Source organism: Iamia sp. SCSIO 61187 (assembly GCF_019443745.1).
Taxonomy (GTDB): domain Bacteria; phylum Actinomycetota; class Acidimicrobiia; order Acidimicrobiales; family Iamiaceae; genus Iamia.
This window is the reverse complement of sequence record NZ_CP050948.1, coordinates 5,049,217-5,072,165: the sequence shown is the minus strand read 5'-3', so window position 1 is coordinate 5,072,165 and position 22,949 is coordinate 5,049,217. Positions and strand designations below refer to the sequence as shown.

Genomic DNA, 22,949 nt, shown 5'->3' with positions numbered 1-22,949 from the left:
GCGCGCCGCCATCGACGCGTCGGTCCCGGGACGCGACGTGCCAGGCACGTCGCGTCCCACGGCCTGGCATGCTTCCGTGCGATGGGGAGACGGTGGGTGGCGAGGGTGACGCTGGGCCTGGTCGGTCTGGCGCTGGTCGCGGGCGTCGTCGCGTCGGTCACCGCCGGCTGGCTGGTGCGCGACTACCGGCCCTCGGCGCCGGGAGCCGACCCCGACCTGATCCACCGGGCCGCTCGATCCAGCCTGGCCTGGTCGGACGCCCCCGGCGTGGCCCTGGTCCTGCTCCTCGGGCTCGCCGTGCTGGTGCTCATCGCCGCCCTCGCGGCGATGGTCGGCGAGGGGCGCGGCTGGGCCCGACGGCTCGCGGTGGGGGTCCCGGCCGTGGTCGCCGTGGTCGGGGCGAGCGTCGGTGTCGTGACCGGTCCGATGGTGGCGTGGGACCAGCTGGGCCTGCGCCGGGTGATGGTCGGCGACGACGTCGACGGATGGTGGGCGGCCGGCTTCAGCGACGAGGTGCGGTTCGTCCTCGTCGACGGGGTGGAGGTGTCGCCTGAGACCTACTCGGTCACCCTGGTGGCCCACGTCGTCGCCCCGGCCGCCGCCCTCGTCGCCGTGCTCGTCACGGGGGTCGTCGTCGCCCGGACCCGCCGCCGCCCGGACCCCTCGGGTCCGTTCTGAGCCAGGATGCGGCCACCGGTGGCCGGCCGGTGGCTCAGAACGCCCTCGACCCACACGTGCGACGCCGACGCCAGCACGACCCAGGCCTGCTGTCGCATGCCGCGTGGTGTCGCAGGTTCGACCGGCGTCAACCCGACCGGGGGGTCCAGGAGTCGGCGGCGGCGACGGCGGCGTGGAGGGCGCGGTCGACGGCGGCGTCCTTCTCGGTCAGGTTCGGCCGCTCGTCCTCGGTGCGCTGGGCCACGATGCCGAGGACGCACCCGGCGGCGAAGCCGTAGACGCCGCCCATCTTGAACAGCGTCCCCGCCTCCATCTCGAAGCTGAGGACGCCGAGGGCGGCGTACTCGTCGATCATCCCGTGCAGCCGGCGGAGCAGGTGGGGGTTGGCCGACGACGCCGAGCGCTCCTGGCCCTCGAAGAAGGTGTCGGCCGAGGCCACCGTGCCCACGTGGTGGTCGATCCCGAGCTCGGCCGCGGCCCGGGCGAGGGCCACGGTGAGGAACGGGTCGGCCGCCGCCGGGTAGCGGGGCGGGGCGATGTCGTCGGCCGCGCCCTGGTTGGTGAGGGCGGCGTGGGCCACCACCACCGAGCCGGTGCGGACGTGGTCCTGGATCGACCCGCTGGTGCCGATGCGGATGATCGTCGAGATGCCGGCCTGCACCAGCTCGTTGACCACGATGCTCATCGACGGGGCGCCCATGCCGCTGGTGGCGCACACGACCGGCCGCCCCCCGGGGAGGGTGGCGACGAAGGCGTCGAGCCCCCGGTTGCGGGACAGGGCGCGCCCGTCGGCCAGGTGCTCGGTGGCGATGAGCGCCGACCGTCCGGGGTCGCCGCTGAGCAGGGCGATCTCGGTGCCGGCGGGCAGGTCCGACGGCGCGAACCCGATGTGGTAGAGCCGGTCGTCGTCGGCCATGGGGCGCTCCAGGGTGGTCGGGGCCGCGAACCTACCGGCCGTCCCCGGCGGCCGCCGCCGCTCAGCCCAGCATCGGCCGCGGGTCGAAGGTGACCTGGATGCGGTCGACCCGGCCGTCGGTGACGTGGCTCCAGTTGGCCACGGGCAGGACGGCACCTCCCTTGGTGTGGAGCTCGAACCAGGTCACGGCGTCGTCGCCGTCGACGAAGATCTTGGTGACGGCCACGTCCTCGAGCATCTGGCTCATGCCCTCGATCCCGGTCGCGCAGGCGTCGGCGCCCTCGGCCGTGCCCATGGGGCCGCGGAAGGTGACGTCGTCGGCCAGGTTGGCGCAGAAGGCGGCGAAGTCGCGCTCTCTCCAGGTGCGGAAGTAGGTCTCGACGGCGGTGCGGGTGTCGGTCATGGGGCCTCCTGTCCGCCCGGGCTGATGGGGTACGTCGGACCCTACGCAAGGGGTGTGACAGCCCGAGCGGAGCGAGGTCGCTCAGGGTGGTGGGTGGGGTCGGAGGACGTGTGACAGCCCGAGCGGAGCGAGGTCGCTCAGGGTGGTGGGTGGGGTCGGAGGACAGGCGACGGCGAAGGCCGGTCCCGTTCGGGGTCGGCCCGGGGGCGGCTGCGGCCGATGAGCGGCGCGCTCGTCGAGCGTCGAACCTGTGCGGGCCACCGAGCGGGCGCGAGCAGCGCCCGGCGAGGCCCTCGGCGGTCTCGCCCGTGACGAGAGGAGGCCCCCGATGGGCAAGGTCCTGACCCACATGACCATGTCGCTGGACGGCTACATCGCCCAGCCCGACGGTCAGCCCGCCGAGCTGTTCGACTGGTACAGCGCCGGCGACGTGAGCGTCCCCAACCCCAACGAGGAGGTGACCTTCGCCGTCGACGACGCCAGCGCGGAGGTCCTCCGGGGGCTCACCGAGGAGGTCGGGGCCCTCATCGCCGGACGACGGCTGTTCGACATCGCCGACGGCTGGGGCGACCGGCACCCGGCGGGAGCCCCCGTCGTCGTGGTCACCCACCGCCCGCCGTCGGATGCCGCGGCGCGGTGGCCGACGACGACCTTCGTCGACGGGGTGGAGGCGGCCGTCGCCCGGGCGAGGGAGATCGCGGGGACGAAGGACGTCACCATCGCCAGCGCCAACGTGGCCCAGCAGGCGCTCGACCTCGGCCTGGTGGAAGAGGTGTGCGTCAGCCTCGTCCCGGTCCTGTTCGGCGAGGGGATCCCCCACTTCACCAGGCTGGCGCAGGGGCACCTGCTCCTCGAGGACCCGACCGTGGTCCCGGGCCGGCGGGCCCTGCACCTCCGCTACCCGGTGCAGCGCGGCTGACCGCCCGCCGCCGACGGAGCGACGCACGGACGGTGCCTGGCACCATCCGTGCGCCCGCCGGGGCCGTCAGCGCAGGACCAGGGGGGCGGCGTCGTCGGGGGCCGTCCCGAACACCTCGACAAGGTCGCGTGGGGTGGTGCGCTCGGTGGTGAGGACGGCCCGGTCGATCCGGTCGAGGCGGAACCACCGCCCGGCCCGGCGGCGCCGGCACCAGGCGAGGAGGAACCACTGGTCTCCGTCGAGGGCGTAGGCCTGCGGCTCGACGGGCCGCCGCTCGGTGACCTCCCCGCGGCCGTCGGTGTAGTCGATCACCACCACGACCTGGTCCCGGATGGCCTCGTCGACGACCCGGGCCGCCGGGGGGCGGACGTCGGCGCGCATCGGCCCCGAGCGGTCCTCGGGATCGCGCCCGTCGGGGCGGGTCCGGGTCCAGATGCGCCCACCGAGGGCCTCGGCCGCGGCCCGGTCCTCGGGCCGCATGGCGGCGAGCAGCTTGGCCAGGGCCGACCGGCCGTCGGGGGCGAACGGGAGCGCCGGCCCCATGGCCAGGGCGACGGAGATGGCGATGGCCTCCCGGGACGAGAAGGTCAGCGGTGGGAGGGTGGCGCTCTCGTCGAGGACGTAGCCTCCGCCCGGCCCGGCGGTGGACCAGATGGGCAGGCCCGCCTCCTGGAGGGCGAGCACGTCCCGCTTCACCGTGCGCGTCGCCACCTCGAACCGCTCCGCCAGCGCCGTGCTCGTCCGTCCCGCCGGCCCCGCCCGCCGCAGCTCCTCGGCGATGGCGTAGAGCCTGTCGGTGCGGTTCACGGTGGCTCCGGGAGATCTCCGAGACGGTGACAGGACGGTGTCACCAGCGCCCCCGCAGAGTACGCCCCATGACCACCACCACCCACGCCATCACGCTCCCCGACGGCCGCCACGTGGCCGTCGACGACCACGGTGACGCCGACGGATCCGTCGTCGTCCTGCTGCACTCGTCGCCCGGCTCCCGGGTGCTCGACCCCGACCCGGCGGCCACGGCGGCGGCCGGGATCCGGCTCCTCACCGTCGACCGGCCCGGCTACGGCGGCTCGACCCCGCTCCCGGCCGAGGTCGTGCCCACCATCACCCGGGCGGCCGACGACGTGGCCGCCGTGCTCGACCACCTCGGCGTGGGCGAGGCCGCCGTCGTGGGCTGGTCCCACGGTGGCCGGGTGGCCGCGGCCCTGGCCGCCCGCCACCCCGACCGGGTGCGGGCCCTGGCCCTGGTGGGGACGCCGTCGCCCGAGGACCTGTCGTTCGTCCCGGCCGACCACCAGGCCATGCTCGACGCCCTGCGGCCCGAGCCGCGCACGGCCACGGCCCACCTGGCCGAGATCCTCGGTGCCGCCGTGGGCGACGGCGACGGCATGGCCTTCCTGGCCGGCCCGGCCGACGAGCCGCTGCTGGCCGACGCCGCGGTGCGAGGGCGGGTGCGGGCGATGATGGCCGCGGCGTTCGCCCAGGGGGCGCTCGGGTGCGCCACCGACATCGTCTCGGACCAGATCGCGCCGTGGGGCTTCGACCCCCGGTCGATCGGGGCGCCGGCCCACCTCGTCTACAGCGAGGACGACGTCGTCGCCCCGCACCACGGCGACTGGTGGGCCGACCGGCTGGTCGACGTCACCCGCCACACCACCGACGGCGTCGGCCACCTCCTGGTGATCCCCCTGTGGGCGACCATCCTCGACGCCGTCACCGGGTGAGCGGCCCCCGGCACCGTCGTGACGCGACCAGGGCGCGCCCGCGCCCCCGGGTCGCGCCAGAACAGCAGAGGCGACGAGGCCAGGCGCAGCGCCCGACACCGCCGCGGCGAGGGGCGGCGCACCGGCGGCGCCGAGAGGTCGCGGCGGTTGGCAGGAACCCGGGCGCCGGGCGGGGACGGCGCTGCCACACTGGGCGCTGTGCAGGTGCCGGGTGCCGCGTCGGAGCTGGTCGGGCGCTCGGCCGAGCTGGGCGGGCTGCGGACCGCGTGGGGCCGGGCCGTCGACGGGGTGCCGGGCGTGGTCCTGCTGGGCGGCGACGCCGGCGTGGGCAAGAGCCGTCTGGTCGCCGAGCTGCGGCCGCTGGTCCTCGAGGCGGGCGGGACCTGGCTGCTCGGGGCGACGCCGTCGCGGGGCTCGGGGGCCCAGCCCTTCGCCCCGCTCACCGGCGCCCTGCGGGGCCTGCTGCGGGGCCTCGACGAGGCCGAGCGCGACCGCATCGTGGGCCCGGCCCGCACCGACCTGGCCCGCCTCCTCCCCGAGCTGGGCCCGGCCGGCGGGGCGCCCGCGGTCTTCGACCAGATGACCACCGACCCGGCCCGGCTGTTCGAGCTGGTGATCGGCCTCCTCGACCGGCTGGGCCGGGACCGGCCCGTCGCCCTCGTCCTGGAGGACCTCCACTGGGCCGAGGCGTCCACCCTCGACCTGGTCGACTTCCTGGCCCGCAACCTCGACGGGCTGCGCGTCCTCGTCGTCCTCACCTACCGGACCGACGAGCTGCACCGCACCCACCCCCTCCGTCCGGCGCTGGTCGAGCTCCGGCGGCTGCCGTCGGTCCGGTCGGTCACCGTCGAGCCCCTCGACGCCGACGAGGTCACCCGCCTGGCCACCGCCCTGGCCGGCGCCGAGCTCCAGCCCCGGCTGCTCGAGCGGGTCGTCAGCCGCTCCAGCGGGCTGCCCTTCTTCGTGGAGGAGCTGGTCGCCGCCGGCGTGGAGGCGTGCGACTCCACCGACGTCCCGCCCGGCCTGCAGGACGTCCTCCAGCTGCGCATCGACGCCCTCCCGCCCGAGGTGGGCGAGGTGGCGCGGGCGCTGGGGCCGGGCACGGCGACGGGACCGGTCGACGACGCCCTCCTCCGCCACGTCACCGGGCTCGATGCCGCCGAGCTGGCCGCCCGGGTGCGGGTCGGGCTGGCCCACCAGGTGCTGGTGGCCGACGACCAGGGCGTCGACTTCCGCCACGCCCTCGCCCGCGAGGTCGTCGAGGCCGACCTCCTCCCCGCCGAGCGGACGGCGCTCCACGCCGCCTTCGCCTCCGGCCTGGCCGCCCGGGACCGGGCCGAGCAGGACCCGGCGATCGCCGCCCGCATCGCCCTGCACTGGCGGGAGGCCCACGACGCAGCCCAGGCCCTGCGCTGGTCCGTCGTGGCCGGCGAGGCGGCCCGACGGGCCTACGCCTTCGCCGAGGCGACCGAGCACATGCAGCGGGTGCTCGAGACCTGGGACAGCGTCGACGATCCCGCCGCGGCGGCGGGCCGCACCCGCCTCGACGCCGCCCTCGAGGCCGCCACCGGGCTGGTCCTGGGCAACCGCCTGGCCCGGGCCCAGGCCCTCATCGAGGCCGAGCTGGCCCACGACGACGCCCACCCCGACACGGGGCTGGGCCCCGACGACCGGGCCGAGGGCCGCGCCGCCCTGGTGGCCCTGCTCGGCCGGGTCCTCCGCTCCACCGGCGGGGCGGCGGCGTCGATCGACCTGCTCCGCCAGGCCCTGGCGACGTTCCCCGACCGGCCCAGCCGGAACCGCACCCGGGTCCAGATCGAGCTCTCCCACAGCCTGACCCTCACCGGCGACCCGCACGCCGGGCTGGAGGCGGCCCGGGTCGCCCTGGCCGACGCCGAGGTGGTGGGGCACCGGTCGACCCTCGGCCGGGCCCAGCACGTCTTGGGCCACGACCTGATCCTCACCGGCCTCGATGTCGAGGCCGGCCTGGGCCTGCTGGAGTCGGCCCTGGCCCTGGCCACCGAGACCGGGGACCTCGACTGGGAGAGCCGGGCCTACGTCAACCTCTCCGACGCCCTGCGGCTCCTCGGCCAGTCCGAGCGGGCGCTGGCGCTGGCCCTCGCCGGCCACGAGCGGGCCCTCGAGCGGGGGCTGCGGCGCTTCGGCTTCGCCCGGCTCAACGCAGCCGAGGTCCTCGTCGGGCTGGGGCGGTTGCCCGAGGCCCGGGCGCTGGTCGACCGGCGGGTCGAGGGCGAGGGCCACGTCGCCTGGCTCCACAGCGCCCTCACCACGGCGTGGATCGACCTGCGCCAGGGGCGGGCCGACGCCGTGCCCGCCGTCGTGGAGCGCATCGCCCCGATCATCGACGGCGAGTCCAACCTGCAGTTCGAGGGGGCGTTGACCCGCGTCCGGCTCGAGCACGCCTGGCTCGCCCGGGCCCGCGAGGACCCGGCGCCGGCGGCCGCCGTCGTGCTCGACCGCGGGGCGCACGGGTCCGAGGCCCAGTTCCGCGCCGAGATCCTCACCATCGTGGCCCGCATCCAGGCCGACCACGCCCTCGACCCCGGCCGCCGCGACGCCGACCGGGCCGCGGCTCGCGCCGCCCTGGAGGCGACCGCCGCGCTGGCCCCGTCGATCGAGGGCGCCCACCTCGTGACGCTCCCCCTCCCGCTCGCCGCCGCCCTGCTGGCCGCCGAGGTGGCCCGGGGCCGGGCCCAGGACCCGACCGGCGAGGCCGAACGGTGGGCCGTCGTGGTCGACCGCGCCACCGAGCTCGACCACCGCTGGCACCGGGCCTACGCCTGCTGGCGGCGGGCTGAGGCCCTGGCCGCCGCCGGCGACTCCGCCGAGGCGGGCATCGTCGCCCGGGCCGCCCGCCAGGAGGCCGCCGCCATCGAGGCGACGCCGCTCGTCGCCGAGGTCGACGCCCTGGCCCGCCGGGCCCGCCTGGGGGACCTCCGCCCGGCACCGCCCGGCGGACCGACCACCCGTCCGACCCCGAGCGCGACCGGTGCCCGCCCCCCGACCGGCGGGGGAGGCGGGGAGGCCCCGAGCGACCCGGGCGCCGCCTACGGCGACCTCGGGCTCACCGCCCGGGAGGCCGAGGTCCTGGCCCTCCTGGCCGAGGGCCGGACCAACGGTGAGATCGGCGAGGCCCTCTTCATCAGCGCCCGCACCGCCGGGGTCCACGTCAGCAACATCCTGGCCAAGCTCGGCGTCCGCTCCCGCACCCAGGCCGCCGCCGTCGCCCACCGCGCCGGGGTCGCGCCGTAGAGGGTCCGGGCGTCGAGGGGTAGGGTCGGTCCACAACCGAATCGGGGAGCTCGTGGCCACGGGCTGAGAGGACGGCAGGACCCGCCGTCGACCCGCACACCTGACCTGGGCAATGCCAGCGGAGGAAATCTCGTGTCCCACCAGACCACCGTCCCGTCCCGTCGTCGCCGCGCCCGCGCGGCCGCCGTGGCCGTCCCCCTCGCCCTCCTCGTGGGGCTGACGGCGTGCACCGACGACCCCGAGTCCACCAGCGCCGGGGAGTCGGGCACGACCGAGCCCGCCGCCGATGCCTGCCGGCCCGAGGAGCTCCCCGAGCCCATCGACCCGGAGGAGGCGGCGGAGGCCGACGTCGACGGCACCACCGTCACCCTTGCCACCCACGACTCCTTCGCCGTCTCCGACGGCATCTTCGACACCTTCACCGAGGAGACGGGCGTCGAGGTCGAGGTGGTCAGCGCCGGCGACGCCGGGACCATGGTCAGCCAGGCGATCCTCACCGCCGGCGACCCGGTGGCCGACGTCATGTTCGGCATCGACACCACGTTCCTGTGCCGGGGCACCGAGGCCGGGCTGTTCGTCCCCTACCGGCCCGCGGCCCTCGACGAGGTGGCCGAGGAGCACCAGATCGCCGTCGACGACCTGGCCACGCCGATCGATGTCGGCGACGTGTGCCTCAACTACTCGAAGACCGCGTTCCCGGACGAGGCCGACGCGCCGCAGTCCCTCGACGACCTCACCGACCCGGCCTTCGCCGATGCCTTCGTCACCGAGAACCCGGAGACCTCGTCGCCCGGGCTCGCCTTCCTCCTCGCCACCATCGCCGAGTACGGGGCCGACGGCTGGGAGGGCTGGTGGGCCGACGTGCGGGAGAACGGCGTCGAGGTCACCTCGGGCTGGGAGGAGGCCTACAACGACAGCTTCGGGGCCGGCTCGGGCGAGCGCTCGATCGTGACCTCCTACGCGTCGAGCCCGGTGGCCGACGTCGTCTACTCCGACCCGCCCCGCGACGAGCCCGCCATCGGCGTGGTCGCCGAGTCCTGCTTCCGCCAGGTCGAGCTGGCCGGCGTGCTGCGCGGCACCGAGCACCCCGAGGCCGCCGCCCTGCTCGTCGACTTCCTCCTCTCACCCACCTTCCAGGAGGACATCCCGCTCACCATGTTCGTCGAGCCGGTGCACCCCGACGCCGAGCTGCCCGAGGAGTACGTCGCCCACCGCACGGTGATCGAGGACCGGCTCACCCTGACCCCCGCCGAGATCGAGGCCGGGCGCGACGAGTGGACCGAGCGCTGGACCGAGATCGTCCTCCGGTGACCCCCACCCACCGTTCCCGGCACCGAAGAGCACCGCGGGCGCGCTTGGGTGCCGGGAAGGGGGTGACGACCGTGCGCCGCCGGCTGCTGTGGGCGCTGGTCGCCGTGGGGCCGGTGGCGTTCCTCGCCGTGTTCTTCGCCTACCCCGTCGCCACGATCCTGGAGCGGGGGCTGACCGAGGGCTCGGCGCTCGACGTGGTGCGGCGGCGCTCGACGGGCCGGCTGGTCACCTTCACCGTGGCCCAGGCGGCGGCGTCGGCGGCGCTGAGCCTGGTCGTCGGCCTGCCGGCGGCCTGGGCCGTGGCCCGGGTCGACCTGCCCGGCCGCCGGCTGGTGCGGGCCCTGCTCGTCGTTCCCTTCGTCCTCCCGACGCTCGTGGTGGGCGCGGCCCTCCAGGCGACGTTCGAGCGCGTCGGGGTCGACGGCAGCGACGGGTTCCACCTCGAGCGGACCGTCGCCGCCGTATTGCTGGCGCACATGGTCCTCAACGTCGCCGTCGTGGTGCGGGTCGTCGGGTCCCACTGGGCCCTGCTCGACCCGAGGACCGAGGAGGCGGCGCGGGTGCTGGGCGCGTCCCGCCTGCGGGTCCTGCGGGAGGTCACCCTGCCCCGGCTCGGCCCGGCGATCTGGAGCGCGGCCGGCATCGTCTTCCTGTTCTGCTTCACCTCGTTCGGGGTGATCCTCACCGTCGGCGGGCCCGGCCGGCCCACCGTCGAGACCGAGATCTGGCGCTACGCCACCCAGCGCACCGACCTGGCGACGGCCACCGCCCTGGCGCTGCTCCAGATGCTCGTCGTCGTCGCCCTCGTCGCCACCGTGGGCGTGGCCGAGCGCCGGGCCGCGGCGGGCGCGGTGGTGCGCAACCCGGTGCCGCCCCGGCCGTTGGCCACCGCCCGGCTGCGGCTCGCGGTGGCCGCCGCCCTGGCCCCCGCCGCCCTCCTCGTGGTGGTGCCCGTGGGGGTCCTCGTCGAGCGCTCGCTGGCCGTGGGCGACGGCTACGGCGTGGGCCACTTCCGGGCCCTGGCCACCGACGGCGACACCGGCCTGTCCGTCGCCCCGCTGGAGGCGGTGCGGACGTCGCTGACCTACGCGGTGGCGGCCACCCTGATCGCCGTCGTGGTCGGCGGGCTGGCCGCGGTGGTGGTGGCCCACGCCGGGCGGGTGTCGTCGCGTGCTGTCGACGTCGCCCTCATGGTCCCGCTGGGCACCAGCGCCGTCACCCTCGGCTTCGGGCTCCTCATCGCCCTCGACGCACCGCCGCTCGACCTGCGCTCGTCGGCCGCCATCGTCCCCATCGCCCAGGCCCTGGTGGGCCTGCCGTTCGTGGTGCGGTCGCTGGTGCCGGCCCTGCGGGCCGTCGACCCCCGGACGCGGGAGGCGGCCACCGTCCTGGGCGCCTCGCCCTGGCGGGCCCGGTGGGAGGTCGACGTGCCGCTGGTGGCCCGGACCCTGCTCGTCGGGGCCGCCTTCGCCTTCGCCGTGTCGCTGGGGGAGTTCGGGGCCACGTCGTTCCTCGCCCGCCCCGACGCCCCCACCGTCCCCACGGCCATGTTCCGCCTCCTCGGCCAGCCCGGCGCCGCCCTGCGGGGCCAGGCCATGGCCCTCGGCGTCGTGCTCGCCGCCCTCACCGTCGCCAGCGTCCTCGTCATCGAGCGCCTCCGTCCCAGGGACGCCCTCGGATGGTGATCCCGCACCCCACCCGGACCCGTGATCAGATCCCCCCCGTGGAGGACGCACCCGATCCCCGGTCCGCCGGGGGGTTGGCGGTCGAGGGGCTCGTGGTGCGGTTCGGGGCGACGACCGCAGTCGCCGGGGTCGACCTGGCGGTGGCGCCGGGCGAGGTCGTCGCCCTGCTGGGCCCGAGCGGGTGCGGCAAGAGCACCCTGCTCCGGGCGGTGGCCGGGCTGGAGGCGCCGGCGGCGGGCACCGTCCGCTGGGACGGGGTCGACATCACCCGCCTCACGCCCGACCGGCGCGGCTTCGGCCTCATGTTCCAGGACCACGCCCTGTTCCCGCACCGCACCGTCGGCCAGAACGTGGCCTTCGGGTTGCGCATGGCCGGGCGCAGCCGGGCCGAGCAGGCTGCCGGCGTCGACGCCGCCCTGGCCCGGGTCGGGCTGGCCGGGTTCGCCGACCGCACCGTCGACACCCTCTCCGGCGGCGAGGCCCAGCGCGTCGCCCTGGCCCGGGCCCTGGCCCCCGAGCCCCGGCTGCTGATGCTCGACGAGCCGCTCGGCTCGCTCGACCGGGTGCTGCGCGACGAGCTGGCCGTCGAGCTGCGCCGGGTCCTGGGCGAGCTGGGCCTGGCCGCCGTCCACGTCACCCACGACCAGGAGGAGGCCTACGCCGTCGCCGACCGGATCGTGGTCATGCGGGCCGGGGCCATCGTCCGCGACGGGCCGGCCGCCGCCGTGTGGCGCGACCCCGGCTCGGCGTTCGTGGCCCGGTTCCTCGGCCACGCCGACGTCCTCGACGCCGACGACGCCCGCCGCCTCGGCCTCCCCGCCGAGGCCTGCGTCGTCCAGGAGGCGGCCCTCACCCTTTTCGGTCGACCCTCATCCCCCGTGGAGGGGGACGGGGACGGACAGGACGGGCTCGGCGGCGGGGTCGGGCTCATCGCCCACCGGGCCCAGGTCCTCGACGTGCGCTTCCGGGGCGCCACGTCGCGGGTGGTGCTCGACGTCGACGGCGTCGTCTTGTCCCTCCACACCAGCACCCCGCCGGCGGTCGGCGCCGAGGTCGAGGTCACCGTCGACCCGGCCCACGTCCGCCCCGTCACCCCCGACGGGGCAGGCTGAAGGGATCGACCCGACCGCTGACGCCTCGCTCCGGCCCCCACCCGCGCCGGGCACGGTGGCCACGACCAAGGTGCGCGGCCGCATGTCGGCGGCCAAGGTCCGGGTGCTGGCCGAGCTCGGCCCCCGCTACGCCGTCGACCTCGACCCGGGGCGTCCGCTCGGCGAGCGGCTGGGTGAGGCGTTCGGCCGCTCCGCCGATCGGATGCTCGACGTCGGCATCGGGAACGGCGAGGCCACCGTCGCCTGGGCCGCCGCCCACCCCGACCGCGACGTGCTGGCCGTCGAGCTGCACCGCCCCAGCGCGGCGGCCACCCTGCTCGCCGTGGAGGAGGCCGGGCTGACCAACGTCCGGCTGGCCGAGGCCGACGTCCGCAGCCTCCTGGCCGAGGCCGCACCGGGCGACGTGCACGACGTCCGCATCCTGTTCCCCGACCCGTGGCCCAAGCGCCGCCACCACCACCGGCGCCTGGTCGATCCCGTGCTCGTGGCCACGGTCGCCGGCGTCCTGCCGCCCGGCGGCACCCTCCACGTCGCCACCGACTGGGAGGGCTACGCGGCCCAGGTCGTGGCCGCCGTCGAGGCCGACGGCCGCTTCGCCATCGATCCGACCGCCGAGCGCCCCGACCGCCCGGTCACCACCTACGAGGCCCTGGGCCGGGCCGCCGGCCGCACGATCCACGACGTCTGCGCCACCCGCCGCTGACCGCCGGCACGGAGTGGGTCTGACCCACTCCGTGCTCAGGGGGCGCGGACGGGCTCGTCGGCGGGGGTGGGGTCCGACGGCCGCTCGGCCAGGGTGGTGAGGCCGACGCCGACGACGAGGACGGCGGCGCCGAGCAGCACCAGCCCGCCGGGGACCTCGTCGTAGAGGGCGGCGGCCCCGGCGCTGGCCAGCACCGGCTCGAGGAGGATGGCCACCGAGACGAGGGTGGGGCTGATCCACTGGGTCGACCACGTCAGCGACGAGTGGCCCACCAGCTGGGACACGACGCACAGGGCGACGACGGCCACCCAGAACCGGAGCGGGAACGGCCCCTCGCCCGGCGCCGTGGCCACGACGAGGGGGACGAGGGCCACGGCGCCCACGGTGGTCACCACCGTGGTCCACCGCCAGATCCCGAGACCCCGGGCCTGCACCTCCTGGCCGAGCAGGAGGTGGGCCGAGTAGGTCACGGCCGCGGCCAGGGCCAGCACGTTGCCGAGCAGCGGGTTCGACCCGGCGTCGAGCCCGTCGACGTCGCCCAGGGCGACCAGCGCCCCGCCGCCGATGGCGATGGCGATCCCGACACCGGTCCGGGCCGACGGCCGCTGGCCCCGCGCCGCCCACACCAGGAGCACGACCCACACCGGGACGGTGGTGACGATCGTGGTGCTGGCCGCGATCGAGGTGAAGGCCAGCGACGGCAGCCACGTCCCGAAGTGGAGCCCGAGCAGCACGCCACCGGCGACGGCTCGGCCCCCGGTGCCGGGCGGGAGCAGGCGGGTGACGGCCGGGGCGTCGCCGCGGGTCCGCCACGCCGGGAGCGTCAGCGCCGCGGCCAGGGCCAGGCGGGAGAGGGCGATGAGCAGGCCCCGACCGGTCGACCCGCCGCCGGTGGCGTCGTAGGCCTCGCGGGTGATGAGGGCCGAGGCCGAGACGGCGACGATGCCGACGGCGAGCACGCCGACGACGACCACCCGTGACGGGCGGGCGGTGGCACGGGCCGCGTCCCGAGCCGCCTCCGACGCCGCCACCTCGTCAGCCGGCGCGGTGGCGGGCCACAGCGGCGTCGTGGGCGCCCTGGGCCCGCACCGTGAGCTCGGCCCGCGCCTCGCGGGCCCGCCGGGCGGCGTCCTCGCCCGCGGCCCGGTGGCCCTGGAAGTGGGGCATGACCCGCTGGGCCAGCAGCTCGTGGCTGCGCAGCGTCGCCTGCGGGTTCGCCCACTCGTGGAGGAAGGCCAGGTAGGTGCCGAACCCGCCGGCCCGGGCTCGCAGCCGCTCGATCTGCTCGATGGCGTCGTCGGGCGTGCCGATGGCGCCGAGACCCGACTCCCGGATGTAGTCGACCATCTCGCCCACGCTCGACGCCGTGCCCAGGTCGACCTGCGGGACGGCCACGATCGACTGGTAGTAGCGGAACCACGACTCGATCCCGTGGGCGACGTCGCGCTCGGCCTGGGCGCGGGTCTCGGCGATGTGGAGGAGCCCGGCGAGCCGCCATCGCTGCCGGTCCACCGCGGCACCGGACACGGCGGCGGCGGACTCGACGACCGACCAGTGCGACGCCAGCGCCTCGAACCCGGCCGGCTGGGTGGCGCCGATGGAGAGCATGCCGAGGCCGTGGGTGCCGGCCAGGGCGGCGCCGGTGGGGGAGGCGACGACCGAGACGCACACCTCCAGGTCCGGCGAGTAGGGCTGGAGGTGGAGGCGGGCGTCGCGCAGCCGCCACACGGGGGTGTCGCTGGTGACGGCCTCGCCCCGCAGGAGGGCGGTGATGCAGCGCACGCCCTCGGCCAGCAGCTCGCGGGTGTCCTCGGGGGCGACGCCGACCATCAGCCCGTCGGTGGGGATGCCGCCGGGGCCGAGGCCGAGCATCACCCGTCCCCGGGTGAGGTGGTCGAGCAGGACGATCCGCTCCGCCACCCACAGGGGGTTGTGGTACGCGACGGCGACCACGCCGGTGCCGAGCCGGGCGTGGCGGGTGCGCTCGGCGGCGGCGGCGAGGAACACCTCGGGGCTGCCGATGATCTCGACGCCGCCGGAGTGGTGCTCGCCGACCCACAGCTCGTCGTAGCCGAAGCCGTCGAGCGCCTGGAGCAGCCCGAGGTCGCGGTGGAGGGCGAGCGTCGGGTTCTCGCCCACGGTGTGGTGGGGGCCGAGGAAGGCGCCGAACCGCAACCGCTCGCTCATGTCTCGACGTCTCCTGTGGTCGGGCTCGCAGCCGCCGGGGCGGAACCGGATGGTGGAAGACCACGGATGGTGCCAGGCACCATCCGTGCGGGTGGCTCCGACGGCGTCCGGACGCTACTGGCCGAGCCCGTCGGGGCGGATCGGCTCGGGCGGGGAGGCCATCCCCAACGAGGCGGCGATGCCCTCGCCCTCGGCGGTGAGGGCGACGGCCCGGGCCTCGTCGGCGGTGTCGCCCCGCCAGCGCAGGACCCGGGCCAGCTCGAGGGCCGAGCGGGCGACCCACGGGCGCAGCCCGAGGCGGCGGTGGCCGTCGAGGGCCCGGTCGAGCACGGCCACGGCGGCGTCGAGGTCGCCGGCGGTGGCCAGGACCAGCCCCCGCACCCGACCGACGAGCCCGGCGGCGACCAGCCCGCCCATGCACAGCATGCGCTCCTCCCGCCCGGCCAGCAGGTCGGCGACGAGGGCCGCGGTGGGCGCGTCGCCGAGCATGTGGGCCGTCTCGCCGTACCAGCCGACGGTCATGGCCCACAGGTGGTCGCGGGGGACGTCGGCCAGGCCGACCTCGGCGTGGGGGCGGAGGCAGGCGGCGGCGCCCTCGGGGTCGCCGCTCATGACCCGGCTGAACCCGGCGGCGGCGTCGTAGATCGGGCGGGGGGCGATCCCCTCCACCGGCCGCAGGCGGGCGACGCTGCGCTCGAGCAAACCGAGGTCGCGCTCGAGCACGATCCGCGACGACATCTCGACGTAGAGGGGCATGGTGCCGTGGGCCTCGCCGACCCGGGCGATGGTCGCGGCGAGGACCTCGTCGGCCTCGGCGTAGCGGCCCGTGAGCAGCAGCCCCGACGCCCCCGACATGTCGCACAGCCAGTCCCAGCGGGCCTGGTGGAGCGGCCGGCACAGGTCGTCGGCCTCGGCCAGGACGGCGTCGTAGCGGTCGAGGGCGGCCGCCTCCATCAGGTCGGAGAGGTGGGCCAGCCGGGCGACGATCCGGTACAGCAGCTCGCCGCCGGCGTCGGCCTCCCGCACGGCCGCGGCGCCGACGGCGACGCGCTCGTCGATGTCGGCCTCCGGGCACCACAGGGCCATGCGCCGGGCGATGAGGGCGGCCGACCGGTAGGTGGGGTCGGCGAGCTCCTCGGAGGCGGCGACGGCCTGCTTGCTCAGGGTGACGGCCCGCTCGATGTCGTCGTCGTAGACCGCCACCGCCAGGTGGGCCAGGAACCGGGTGCGGAGGGCGGCGGGCGCGACGCCGGCGGCGGGCCCGTCGGTCGCCGGCTCGTCCACCCCGTCGAGCAGGGCGAGGGCGGTCTCCAGCCACTCGACCCGCTCGTGATCGACGACCTGCAGGTCCATGGGCACGCCCACGCCGGATCCGGCGCCGAGGCCGGTGGCGGCCAGGCCCAGCCGGGCCCCGTCGCCCTGGGCCCGGGCGGCGTCGGCGGCCCAGCGGTAGACCTGGCGGGCCCCCTCGGCGTCGCCCAGCGCGGTGCGGACCTCGGCCAGGGTGAGGAGGACGTCGGTGGCCTCGGGCGAGGCTGCGGCCAGGTCGACCCGGTCGAGGGCGAGGCGGCAGTCGAGCTCGGCCTCGTCGTAGGCGGCGACGGCGAGGGCCCGCCGGGCGGCGGCGTGGAGGGCCAGGACGGTGCAGACGGTCTCGGCCAGGTCGCCGGCGGCGACGAGGTGGTGGGCCCGCTCGGCCAGCAGGTCGTCGGGCGGACCAAGGGCGGCGATGGCGTCGGCGGCGGCGAGGTGCAGGTGGCCCCGGCGCAGCGCGGTCATGCCCTCGAGCAGCCCGTCGCGGATGAGGGCGTGGGCGAAGGCGAAGCGGCCGACGGGCGGGGCGTCCTCGACAACCAGGTGGGCCTCGACGGCGGCGTCGATGGCGTCGAGGAGGTCGGGCACCTCGCGGTCGAGGATGGTGGCGAGGAGGTCGGTCGGGAACGAGCGGCCCAGCACCGCCGCCGAGGCCAGGATCCGGCGGTGCTCGGGGTCGAGGTCGGCGAGGCGGGTCTCGACCACGTCGACCACGGCGACGGGCAGGCGGTCGGCCGGGGCGGTGGACGACAGCCGGTGGGCGACGAGCTCCTCGACGAAGAAGGGGTTGCCCTCGGTGCGCTCGTGGAGGTCGTCGTCGAGCTCGTCGCGCCGGTCGCCGGCGAGACCGGCGACGAGGGCGGCGGTGGCGGCGTCGTCCAGGCCGGCCAGGGGGAGCTGCTCGACCAGGCGCAGGCGGCGCAGGTCGGCCAGGGCCCGGGCCGAGGGGTGGGGGAGGGTCGTCTCGGCCGTGCGGTAGGTGACGGCCAGGCGGACGTGGGCCAGCTCGGTCGCCCGGGCCAGGTGCACCAGCAGGGCGCACGACGCCGGGTCGGCCCACTGCAGGTCGTCGATGACCACCAGCGTCGGCGTGCCCTCGGTGGTCCGGGCGAGGAGGTCGGTGACGGCGTCGAAGAGCGGGCCCCGGTCGTCGCCGGTGCCGCCGGTGGGCACCGGCTCGCCGGCGGGCACGACCTCGGGCAGCAGCCGGGCCAGGGCGGCGGCACCGGGGCCGGCCGGGCCGGTGCCGGCGGCCCGCCGCCCGAGCGGGCGGAGGGCCTCGACGAAGGGGCGGTAGGCCGAGGCGGTGTCGGCGGTGCACGCGCCCCACAGCACGATCCCGCCCCGGCGGTGCACGCGGGCGGCGACCTCGGCCACCAGGCGGGTCTTGCCGATGCCGGCGTCGCCGCTGACGGCCAGCACGCGCCGGCCCCGGTCCCGGTCGGCCCAGGCGACCTCGAGCCGGTCGAGCTCGGACTCCCGGCCGACGAACGGGCTGTCGGCCCGGCGGGTCGTGGCCACCGCGGTGGGGAGGTCGACGGGCTCGATGGCCGCCGTCGGCGGGCGGGTCGGGACGGGCGTGGGCGGCGCCTGCGGGGGCGGGGCGGCGTCGAGCTCCTGGCGCAGCACCGCCCCCTCGAGCGCGGCCAGCTCGGCCGACGGGCTGATGCCCAGCTCCTCGAGCAGGGCGGTGCGGGTCCGCTCGAAGGCGCGCAGGGCGTCGGCCTGGCGGCCCGAGCGGTAGAGGGCGACGACGAGCTTGGCCGTCAGCCCCTCCCGCAGCGGGTGGGCGGCGACGAGGGCCTCGATCTCGGGGACGAGCTCGGCGTGGCGGCCGAGGGCCAGCCCGGCGTCGATGCGCTCCTCCTCGGCGCCGACCCGCAGCTCGTCGAGTCGGGCCGCGGCGGCGCGGGCGAAGGGCTCGCTGGCCACGTCGGCGAGGGCCGGTCCCCGCCACAGGGCGAGGGCGTCGGCCAGCAGGTCGTGGGCCGCGGCCGGGTCCGCCCGGCGGGCCTCGGCGACCATCTGCTCGAACCGGACGGTGTCGACGGCGTCGGGCGGGACGACGAGGACGTAGCCGTCGCCCCGGCGGTCGAGGACGGGCTGGTCGCGCTCGCGGTCGCCGAGGGCCCGGCGCAGCGTCGACACGTACGACTGGAGGGTGCCGAGGGCGCTGTCGGGCGGGGTGTCGCCCCACAGGGCGGTGACGAGGGCGTCGGTGCCGACGACCCGCCCGGGCTGGAGGGCCAGGGCGACGAGGAGGTTGCGGGGGAGCCGGGCCCGCAGGCCGAGCGGCTCGCCGGCCACGTCGACCTCGACCGGACCCAGCAGGCGCACCGTGATCGGAGGTCCCCCCACGGACGCCGACCGTACCGCCCCGGCCGGGATCGCCGGTCTCGCGGCGGGCCGGGGTGGTGGTGTCGGCCGGGGGGTCGACGGGGCGGCCGGTCGGTGGCGCGGTCGGTGCCCGGCACCCCGGAGGGGTGTCACGGGGCCGGGGCGGGGCCGCTCCACGGCTCGCGCCCGAGCGGGCCGGTGAGGGCGGCGAGCGGGAGGGCGGTCGCGGGGCGGCGGGCCTCGGCCGCCTCGGTCAGGTCGAGGACCCGCCCGATCGAGCGGCCCCGGGCCACCGGCCCGAGGGGCGAGGCCAGGACGCGCAGGTCGAGCGCCGCGGTCCGCTCCGCCTCGCCGGCGAGGAGCGGTCGGGGGCGGCCGGCGAGGGCGGCGACGAGGGTGGCGTCGTCGAGGACGGCCACGTCGGTGGCCGGGCGGGGGAGCGGTCCGCCGACCAGGTCGGTCCACAGCAGCCGCCGGTGGCGCACCTCCACGACCAGCTGGCCCGGCGGCACCGCCGGGAGCGGCGCCGGCGCGGACGGCCCGCCCGTCGTGCTCGGCGCAGGGGCGGGCGGGGCACCGGGGCCGGGGTCCTCGTGGACGTGGACGACGGTCCCGTCGCCGAGGTCGAGCGTGGCGCAGCCCCGGCCCGGGACGACCACGGTGGCCCGGGGGGCGAGCGTCTGGAGGGCGGGCACGCACCCGGCGCGCACCGGGTCGAGGGCGGAGGCCACGATCCAGCGCACCTCGCCCGGGTCGACGAGGGCCAAGACGGCGGCGAGCCAGTCGTCGGCGAGGGGGGCGGGGGCGGTGTCGACCACCGCGCACGACCGGCCCCGCACCACGAGGCTCCCGAGGGCCAGGCCGCCGGCGCGTCCGGGGGACGACCACCACCCCGGCACCACGTAGGTGTCCGGGGCGATGGCCAGGACCTCCCCGACCGTGCTCCTCGTCCCTTCGTCCTGGTCCCGGGGCGAACGGGTCAGGTCGGGCTGCGGGAGGAGCACGGTCGGGGGGTCGTCGTCGTCGGGGCTGGGACTACTCGACGACGAGGTCGGCGTGCATGCCGTGCACGAAGTGGGGCGGGCCGGCGTCGGGGTCCTCGGCGGGCGGGCCGGCCTCGGGGTCAGCAGCCTGGGCCTCGAGCTCGGCCGGGTCGGCGCCGGTCGGGATCGAGCAGAACAGGACGTAGCGGCCGGGCTCGGTCAGGGTGCCGTCGCCGACGGCGGCCGTCTGCTCGCCGCCGTCGGGGCCGGCCAGCAAGACGGTGGCGGGCGGGCCGGCGAAGAGCGCCATCAGCTCGTCCTCGGGGAGCTCGACGAGCTCGTCGGAGGTGCGCTCCTCGTCGTCGGGGAGGCGGAAGGCGATCAGCTCGTGGAACTCCTCGGTCGAGGTGTTCTCGACGGCGAGCTGGGTCCCGGCCGGCACCGACTCGGGGAGGTTCTCGAAGGCGTAGTCGACCAGCTCGACGGTGAGGACGCCGTCCTCGACCTCGGTGGTGGCGTCGTCGAGGGGCGCCTCCTCGGTGGTCTCGGTGGACTCCTCGGTGGTCTCCGCCGCGGTGTCGTCGCTGGCGGTGCTGTCGTCGTCGTCACCGCAGGCGGTGAGGAGGAGGCCGGCGCTGAGGACGGTCGCCAGGGCGACGCGCCCGGCGGTGCGGGTCCGGGACTTCTTCATGGGTGCTCCTGGGTGGTGCGGCGACCGGGTGGCGGCCGTGAGAGTGAGGGGGGCGACCGGCAGGGGGATGCCGGCCGCCCCGGTGGGATGGCGCCACCCTCGCCGGGCCCCCTTGTGGCGGCCTTGTGCCCCGCTTGAGCGCCCGCGCCGCCTCCGAGACGAGCCGGCGGCGCCGGGCCTGTACCATCGGCGGTCACGGAGAGGTGCCGGAGTCAGGCTGATCGGGCCTCCCTGCTAAGGAGGTGTGGGGTCACACCCACCGTGGGTTCAAATCCCACCCTCTCCGCTGCGGCATCCCAGATCTGTGAGCCGGGCTCCACCCCGGCGATCCGGTCTGGGATGCTGCGCGCCCGGCCCCACCACGGCGTGCAGCACGGATGGTGCCAGGCACCATCCGTGCGCCCCGCCGTCAGCCGCCGAGGTGGCGGAGAAGGTCCCCGGCGGGGACGAGCAGGAACCGGCCGTCCTCGTCGACGTCGGTGGCGAGGGCCCGGAGGGCGGGCGACGGCGGGCCCCGCAGGATGACCAGCACCGGCAGGTCCGGGGGCAGCCGGCGCAGGGAGGCGACGTCGTCGGCGGTCACCGCCCGGCCGTGCACGATGTGGTGCACCCAGGGCAGCTCGCCCGACGAGCCCCGCACCGCCACGACGACCTGGGTCGGCCGGTCCGGCCGGTCGACCTGCTCGAGCACGGGGATCACGTCGAGGCCCTCGCGGATGCGGGTCTCGGCGCCGCTCTGGCGCCCGTACCCGGCGACCGCCAGGGCCACGACGACGACCCCGACGACCCCGGTCCGGATCCCGTCGGGGAGGCGGGCCAGCGGTGATCGGTCGTCGGCCGTCAGCACCTGGACCACGGCGGCGGCGCCGGCGCCGACGAGGGCGACGCCCCAGTAGGTCCAGTAGTCGTGCACGGCGGCCCCGTTGCGGAACAGCAGCGTGTAGCCCACGACCGTCACCACGAGGACGGCGAGGACGGGACGCAGGCCGGCCGGCCGCCACCACCGCGTCCCGTCGGCCCGCCCGGGGCCGGCGACCAGCCCGAGGGCCACGGCCACGGCGATGGCCGCCAGCACCGGGGCCGGCCCGTAGAGGTCGTCGAGGTGGCGTCCGAGGCGGTCGAGCCAGCCGGCGGCGGCGTCCGACCGACGCACGCCGCTGCGGAAACCGGCCTGGTCGATCAGCGGCCGCAGCCCGCCGTGCACCCAGGCCGCCCAGCCCAGGGTCACGGCCGCGCCGGCGGCGATCCCCGCCCCGAGGGCGACCGCACCACGCCGGGGTGACGGGCCCTCCCCCGGGGCGGCGAGGAGGCAGGTGGCGCCGCCGAGGCCGGCGGCGAGGGCGGACTGCCAGCCGGCCAGGGCGGCCACGGCCCCGATCGCCACGAGGGCCGGCGTCGGGGGCGGGCGGCGCTGCCACACCCGTTGGGCGGCGGCGAGGGCCAGCAGCCCGAACGGCAGCGAGACGACCGGGGTGTCGAGCATGGCCCCGTAGGTGAGGAACATCCCGCTGGTCCCGGCGAGGGCCACGCCGGCGGCGGTGGCGGCGGGTCGGAGCCCGGCGTCGTGCAGCAGCAGGGCCAGGACGGCGAGGGCCAGCAGACCGGCCAGCAGCGCCGGCGCCCGGACGGCGGCGGGCTCGTCGCCCGAGACGGCGCTGCCGATCGCCGCGCTCCAGACCGTGAGCGGCGGGTGGTTGGCGTAGCGGTCGCCCTCGGGGCGGACGCCGCCGAGCCGGCTGTCGAGGGGGTCGTCGGCCAGGGCCCGGGCGCCGAGGCCCCACGCCGCCCCGTTGAACCCGTCGAGGGAGTAGCCGAAGTCGTCGGTCGCCCACGGCGCCACCGCCACGAGGAAGGCCACGGCGACGACGGCGACGGTGGCCACGAGGGCGACCAGACCGCGGCGGGATCGGGTCGCGGTGGCCTCCACCGGCGCCGAACCTACTGCCCCCGGCCGGCGCCGAGACCCGTCGACGGCGGTGCCGCGGGCGGCTCCAGCGAACCACAACCGATCTCCAAGGGGTCGGTGGGACAACAGGGTCGTCCTACGGAGGTCCCGTGCCCACCACCACGTCGCCCTGGGCGAGCCCGTCGAGCCCGGCGGGACGCCGCCTGCTGCTCACCGAGCCCGCCACCCTCGATGCCGTCCCGGTGCTGGACGACGCCACCTTCGCGGCCCTGGCCCAGACCGCCGCCGAGCCGCTCCCGGCGAGCTCGGCCGCGACCCCCGCCAGCCCCGCGGCGACCCCGTCGTCGCCCGGGGTCGCCCGTCGGACGGCGATTCGCTGGCGATTCGACGTCCGACGTCCACCTGTCTCCCCGCCCCGGTGCGCCGTCGCCGCGGCCCGGGCCCGGTCCTCGCAGCGCCTCGACAGGCGCGTCGCCCGGCGTCTCGCCCTCGGCGCCGCCGCGGCGGTCGCCCTCCTGGTCCTCGTCGCCCCGGCCATGGCGGCCGGGCCCGGCGGTGCCGCCCGGTCGGAGGGCGTCGCCGTCGCCCCGCTCGGCCTGGGCCGGGTGGTGGGCCAGGCCGTGGCCAGCACGCACCCGGTCGCCGAGGGGGGAGCGCCGCCCCCGGCCGACGCCGGCGACGTCGTCGTCGCCCTCGTCCAGCCCACCGAGACCCTGCGGGCGACGCCGGCCGTGCGGGCGCCGGCGGCGGACCTGGGCGCCCGGCTCGGCGCCGCCGTCGTCCTCGCCGCCGGCTGAGGTCACCCCG

Annotated in this window: 18 protein-coding genes, 1 tRNA gene and 1 riboswitch; of the genes, 10 read left to right on the top strand and 9 right to left on the bottom strand. The window is 77.3% G+C overall.

Annotation, left to right across the window (positions count from 1 at the left end; all coding sequences use genetic code 11):
• Positions 1–105 precede the first annotated feature (105 nt).
• Complete coding sequence (locus HC251_RS24410; protein ID WP_219943219.1) at positions 106–678, top strand: hypothetical protein; 573 nt, start codon at positions 106–108, stop codon at positions 676–678.
• Positions 679–805: 127 nt separating this feature from the next.
• Here the strand turns inward: HC251_RS24410 and HC251_RS24405 are convergent, their stop codons facing one another.
• Complete coding sequence (locus HC251_RS24405; protein WP_219943218.1) at positions 806–1,594, bottom strand: nucleoside phosphorylase; 789 nt, start codon at positions 1,592–1,594, stop codon at positions 806–808.
• Positions 1,595–1,655: 61 nt separating this feature from the next.
• A complete protein-coding gene (locus HC251_RS24400; protein WP_219943217.1) occupies positions 1,656–1,997 on the bottom strand; it encodes a nuclear transport factor 2 family protein in 342 nt (113 codons plus the stop codon).
• Between the two features lie 328 nt (positions 1,998–2,325).
• Between HC251_RS24400 and HC251_RS24395 the strand changes: the two genes are divergently transcribed.
• Complete coding sequence (locus tag HC251_RS24395; protein ID WP_219943216.1) at positions 2,326–2,916, top strand: dihydrofolate reductase family protein; 591 nt, start codon at positions 2,326–2,328, stop codon at positions 2,914–2,916.
• 66 nt (positions 2,917–2,982) lie between these two features.
• Here the strand turns inward: HC251_RS24395 and HC251_RS24390 are convergent, their stop codons facing one another.
• Positions 2,983–3,723 (bottom strand): YafY family protein, encoded by a 741-nt coding sequence (locus HC251_RS24390; RefSeq protein ID WP_219943215.1) that lies wholly within the window; start codon positions 3,721–3,723, stop codon positions 2,983–2,985.
• Between the two features lie 68 nt (positions 3,724–3,791).
• Here HC251_RS24390 and HC251_RS24385 point away from each other — a divergent pair, with 68 nt between their 5' ends.
• The 6 genes from HC251_RS24385 (at position 3,792) to trmB (ending at position 12,724) form a co-directional block, all read left to right on the top strand.
• Complete coding sequence (locus tag HC251_RS24385; protein WP_219943214.1) at positions 3,792–4,640, top strand: alpha/beta fold hydrolase; 849 nt, start codon at positions 3,792–3,794, stop codon at positions 4,638–4,640.
• Positions 4,641–4,838: 198 nt separating this feature from the next.
• The gene (locus tag HC251_RS26120; protein ID WP_219943213.1) at positions 4,839–7,913 is read left to right on the top strand and encodes a LuxR family transcriptional regulator; all 3,075 of its coding nucleotides are present in this window, start codon (positions 4,839–4,841) and stop codon (positions 7,911–7,913) included.
• A 32-nt stretch (positions 7,914–7,945) separates the two neighbouring features.
• Positions 7,946–8,058: riboswitch (TPP riboswitch) on the top strand.
• Complete coding sequence (locus tag HC251_RS24375; protein ID WP_219943212.1) at positions 8,046–9,224, top strand: thiamine ABC transporter substrate binding subunit; 1,179 nt, start codon at positions 8,046–8,048, stop codon at positions 9,222–9,224. (Overlaps the previous riboswitch by 13 nt.)
• Positions 9,225–9,286: 62 nt before the next feature.
• On the top strand, positions 9,287–10,909 hold the full coding sequence (locus HC251_RS24370) for an iron ABC transporter permease (RefSeq protein WP_219943211.1): 1,623 nt from the start codon (positions 9,287–9,289) through the stop codon (positions 10,907–10,909).
• Between the two features lie 38 nt (positions 10,910–10,947).
• The gene (locus tag HC251_RS24365; RefSeq protein ID WP_219943210.1) at positions 10,948–12,021 is read left to right on the top strand and encodes an ABC transporter ATP-binding protein; all 1,074 of its coding nucleotides are present in this window, start codon (positions 10,948–10,950) and stop codon (positions 12,019–12,021) included.
• Positions 12,022–12,076: 55 nt separating this feature from the next.
• Entirely contained in the window at positions 12,077–12,724 is a 648-nt protein-coding gene (gene trmB, locus HC251_RS24360; RefSeq protein ID WP_219943209.1) for a tRNA (guanosine(46)-N7)-methyltransferase TrmB, read from the top strand.
• A gap of 35 nt (positions 12,725–12,759) precedes the next feature.
• On the opposite strand, the gene HC251_RS24355 is transcribed toward trmB, so the two are convergent.
• The 5 genes from HC251_RS24355 to HC251_RS24335 all read right to left on the bottom strand — a co-directional run bounded on the left by HC251_RS24355 (position 12,760) and on the right by HC251_RS24335 (position 20,236).
• Positions 12,760–13,755 carry a DMT family transporter gene (locus tag HC251_RS24355; protein WP_219943208.1) on the bottom strand — a complete coding sequence of 332 codons (996 nt, stop codon included), beginning with the start codon at positions 13,753–13,755 and terminating at the stop codon, positions 12,760–12,762.
• Between the two features lie 4 nt (positions 13,756–13,759).
• Complete coding sequence (locus HC251_RS24350; protein WP_219943207.1) at positions 13,760–14,911, bottom strand: LLM class flavin-dependent oxidoreductase; 1,152 nt, start codon at positions 14,909–14,911, stop codon at positions 13,760–13,762.
• Positions 14,912–15,025: 114 nt separating this feature from the next.
• Complete coding sequence (locus HC251_RS24345) at positions 15,026–18,583, bottom strand: BTAD domain-containing putative transcriptional regulator (protein ID WP_219943206.1); 3,558 nt, start codon at positions 18,581–18,583, stop codon at positions 15,026–15,028.
• 128 nt (positions 18,584–18,711) lie between these two features.
• Entirely contained in the window at positions 18,712–19,566 is an 855-nt protein-coding gene (locus HC251_RS24340) for a hypothetical protein (protein WP_219943205.1), read from the bottom strand.
• Between the two features lie 31 nt (positions 19,567–19,597).
• Entirely contained in the window at positions 19,598–20,236 is a 639-nt protein-coding gene (locus HC251_RS24335; RefSeq protein WP_219943204.1) for a hypothetical protein, read from the bottom strand.
• Between the two features lie 197 nt (positions 20,237–20,433).
• On the opposite strand from HC251_RS24335, the gene HC251_RS24330 reads away from it, so the two are divergent.
• Positions 20,434–20,522 (top strand) — tRNA-Ser (locus tag HC251_RS24330).
• Positions 20,523–20,645: 123 nt separating this feature from the next.
• On the opposite strand, the gene HC251_RS24325 is transcribed toward HC251_RS24330, so the two are convergent.
• Positions 20,646–22,163 (bottom strand): glycosyltransferase family 39 protein, encoded by a 1,518-nt coding sequence (locus HC251_RS24325; RefSeq protein ID WP_219943203.1) that lies wholly within the window; start codon positions 22,161–22,163, stop codon positions 20,646–20,648.
• Positions 22,164–22,291: 128 nt separating this feature from the next.
• Between HC251_RS24325 and HC251_RS24320 the strand changes: the two genes are divergently transcribed.
• Positions 22,292–22,939 (top strand): hypothetical protein, encoded by a 648-nt coding sequence (locus HC251_RS24320; protein WP_219943202.1) that lies wholly within the window; start codon positions 22,292–22,294, stop codon positions 22,937–22,939.
• Positions 22,940–22,949: the final 10 nt, after the last annotated feature.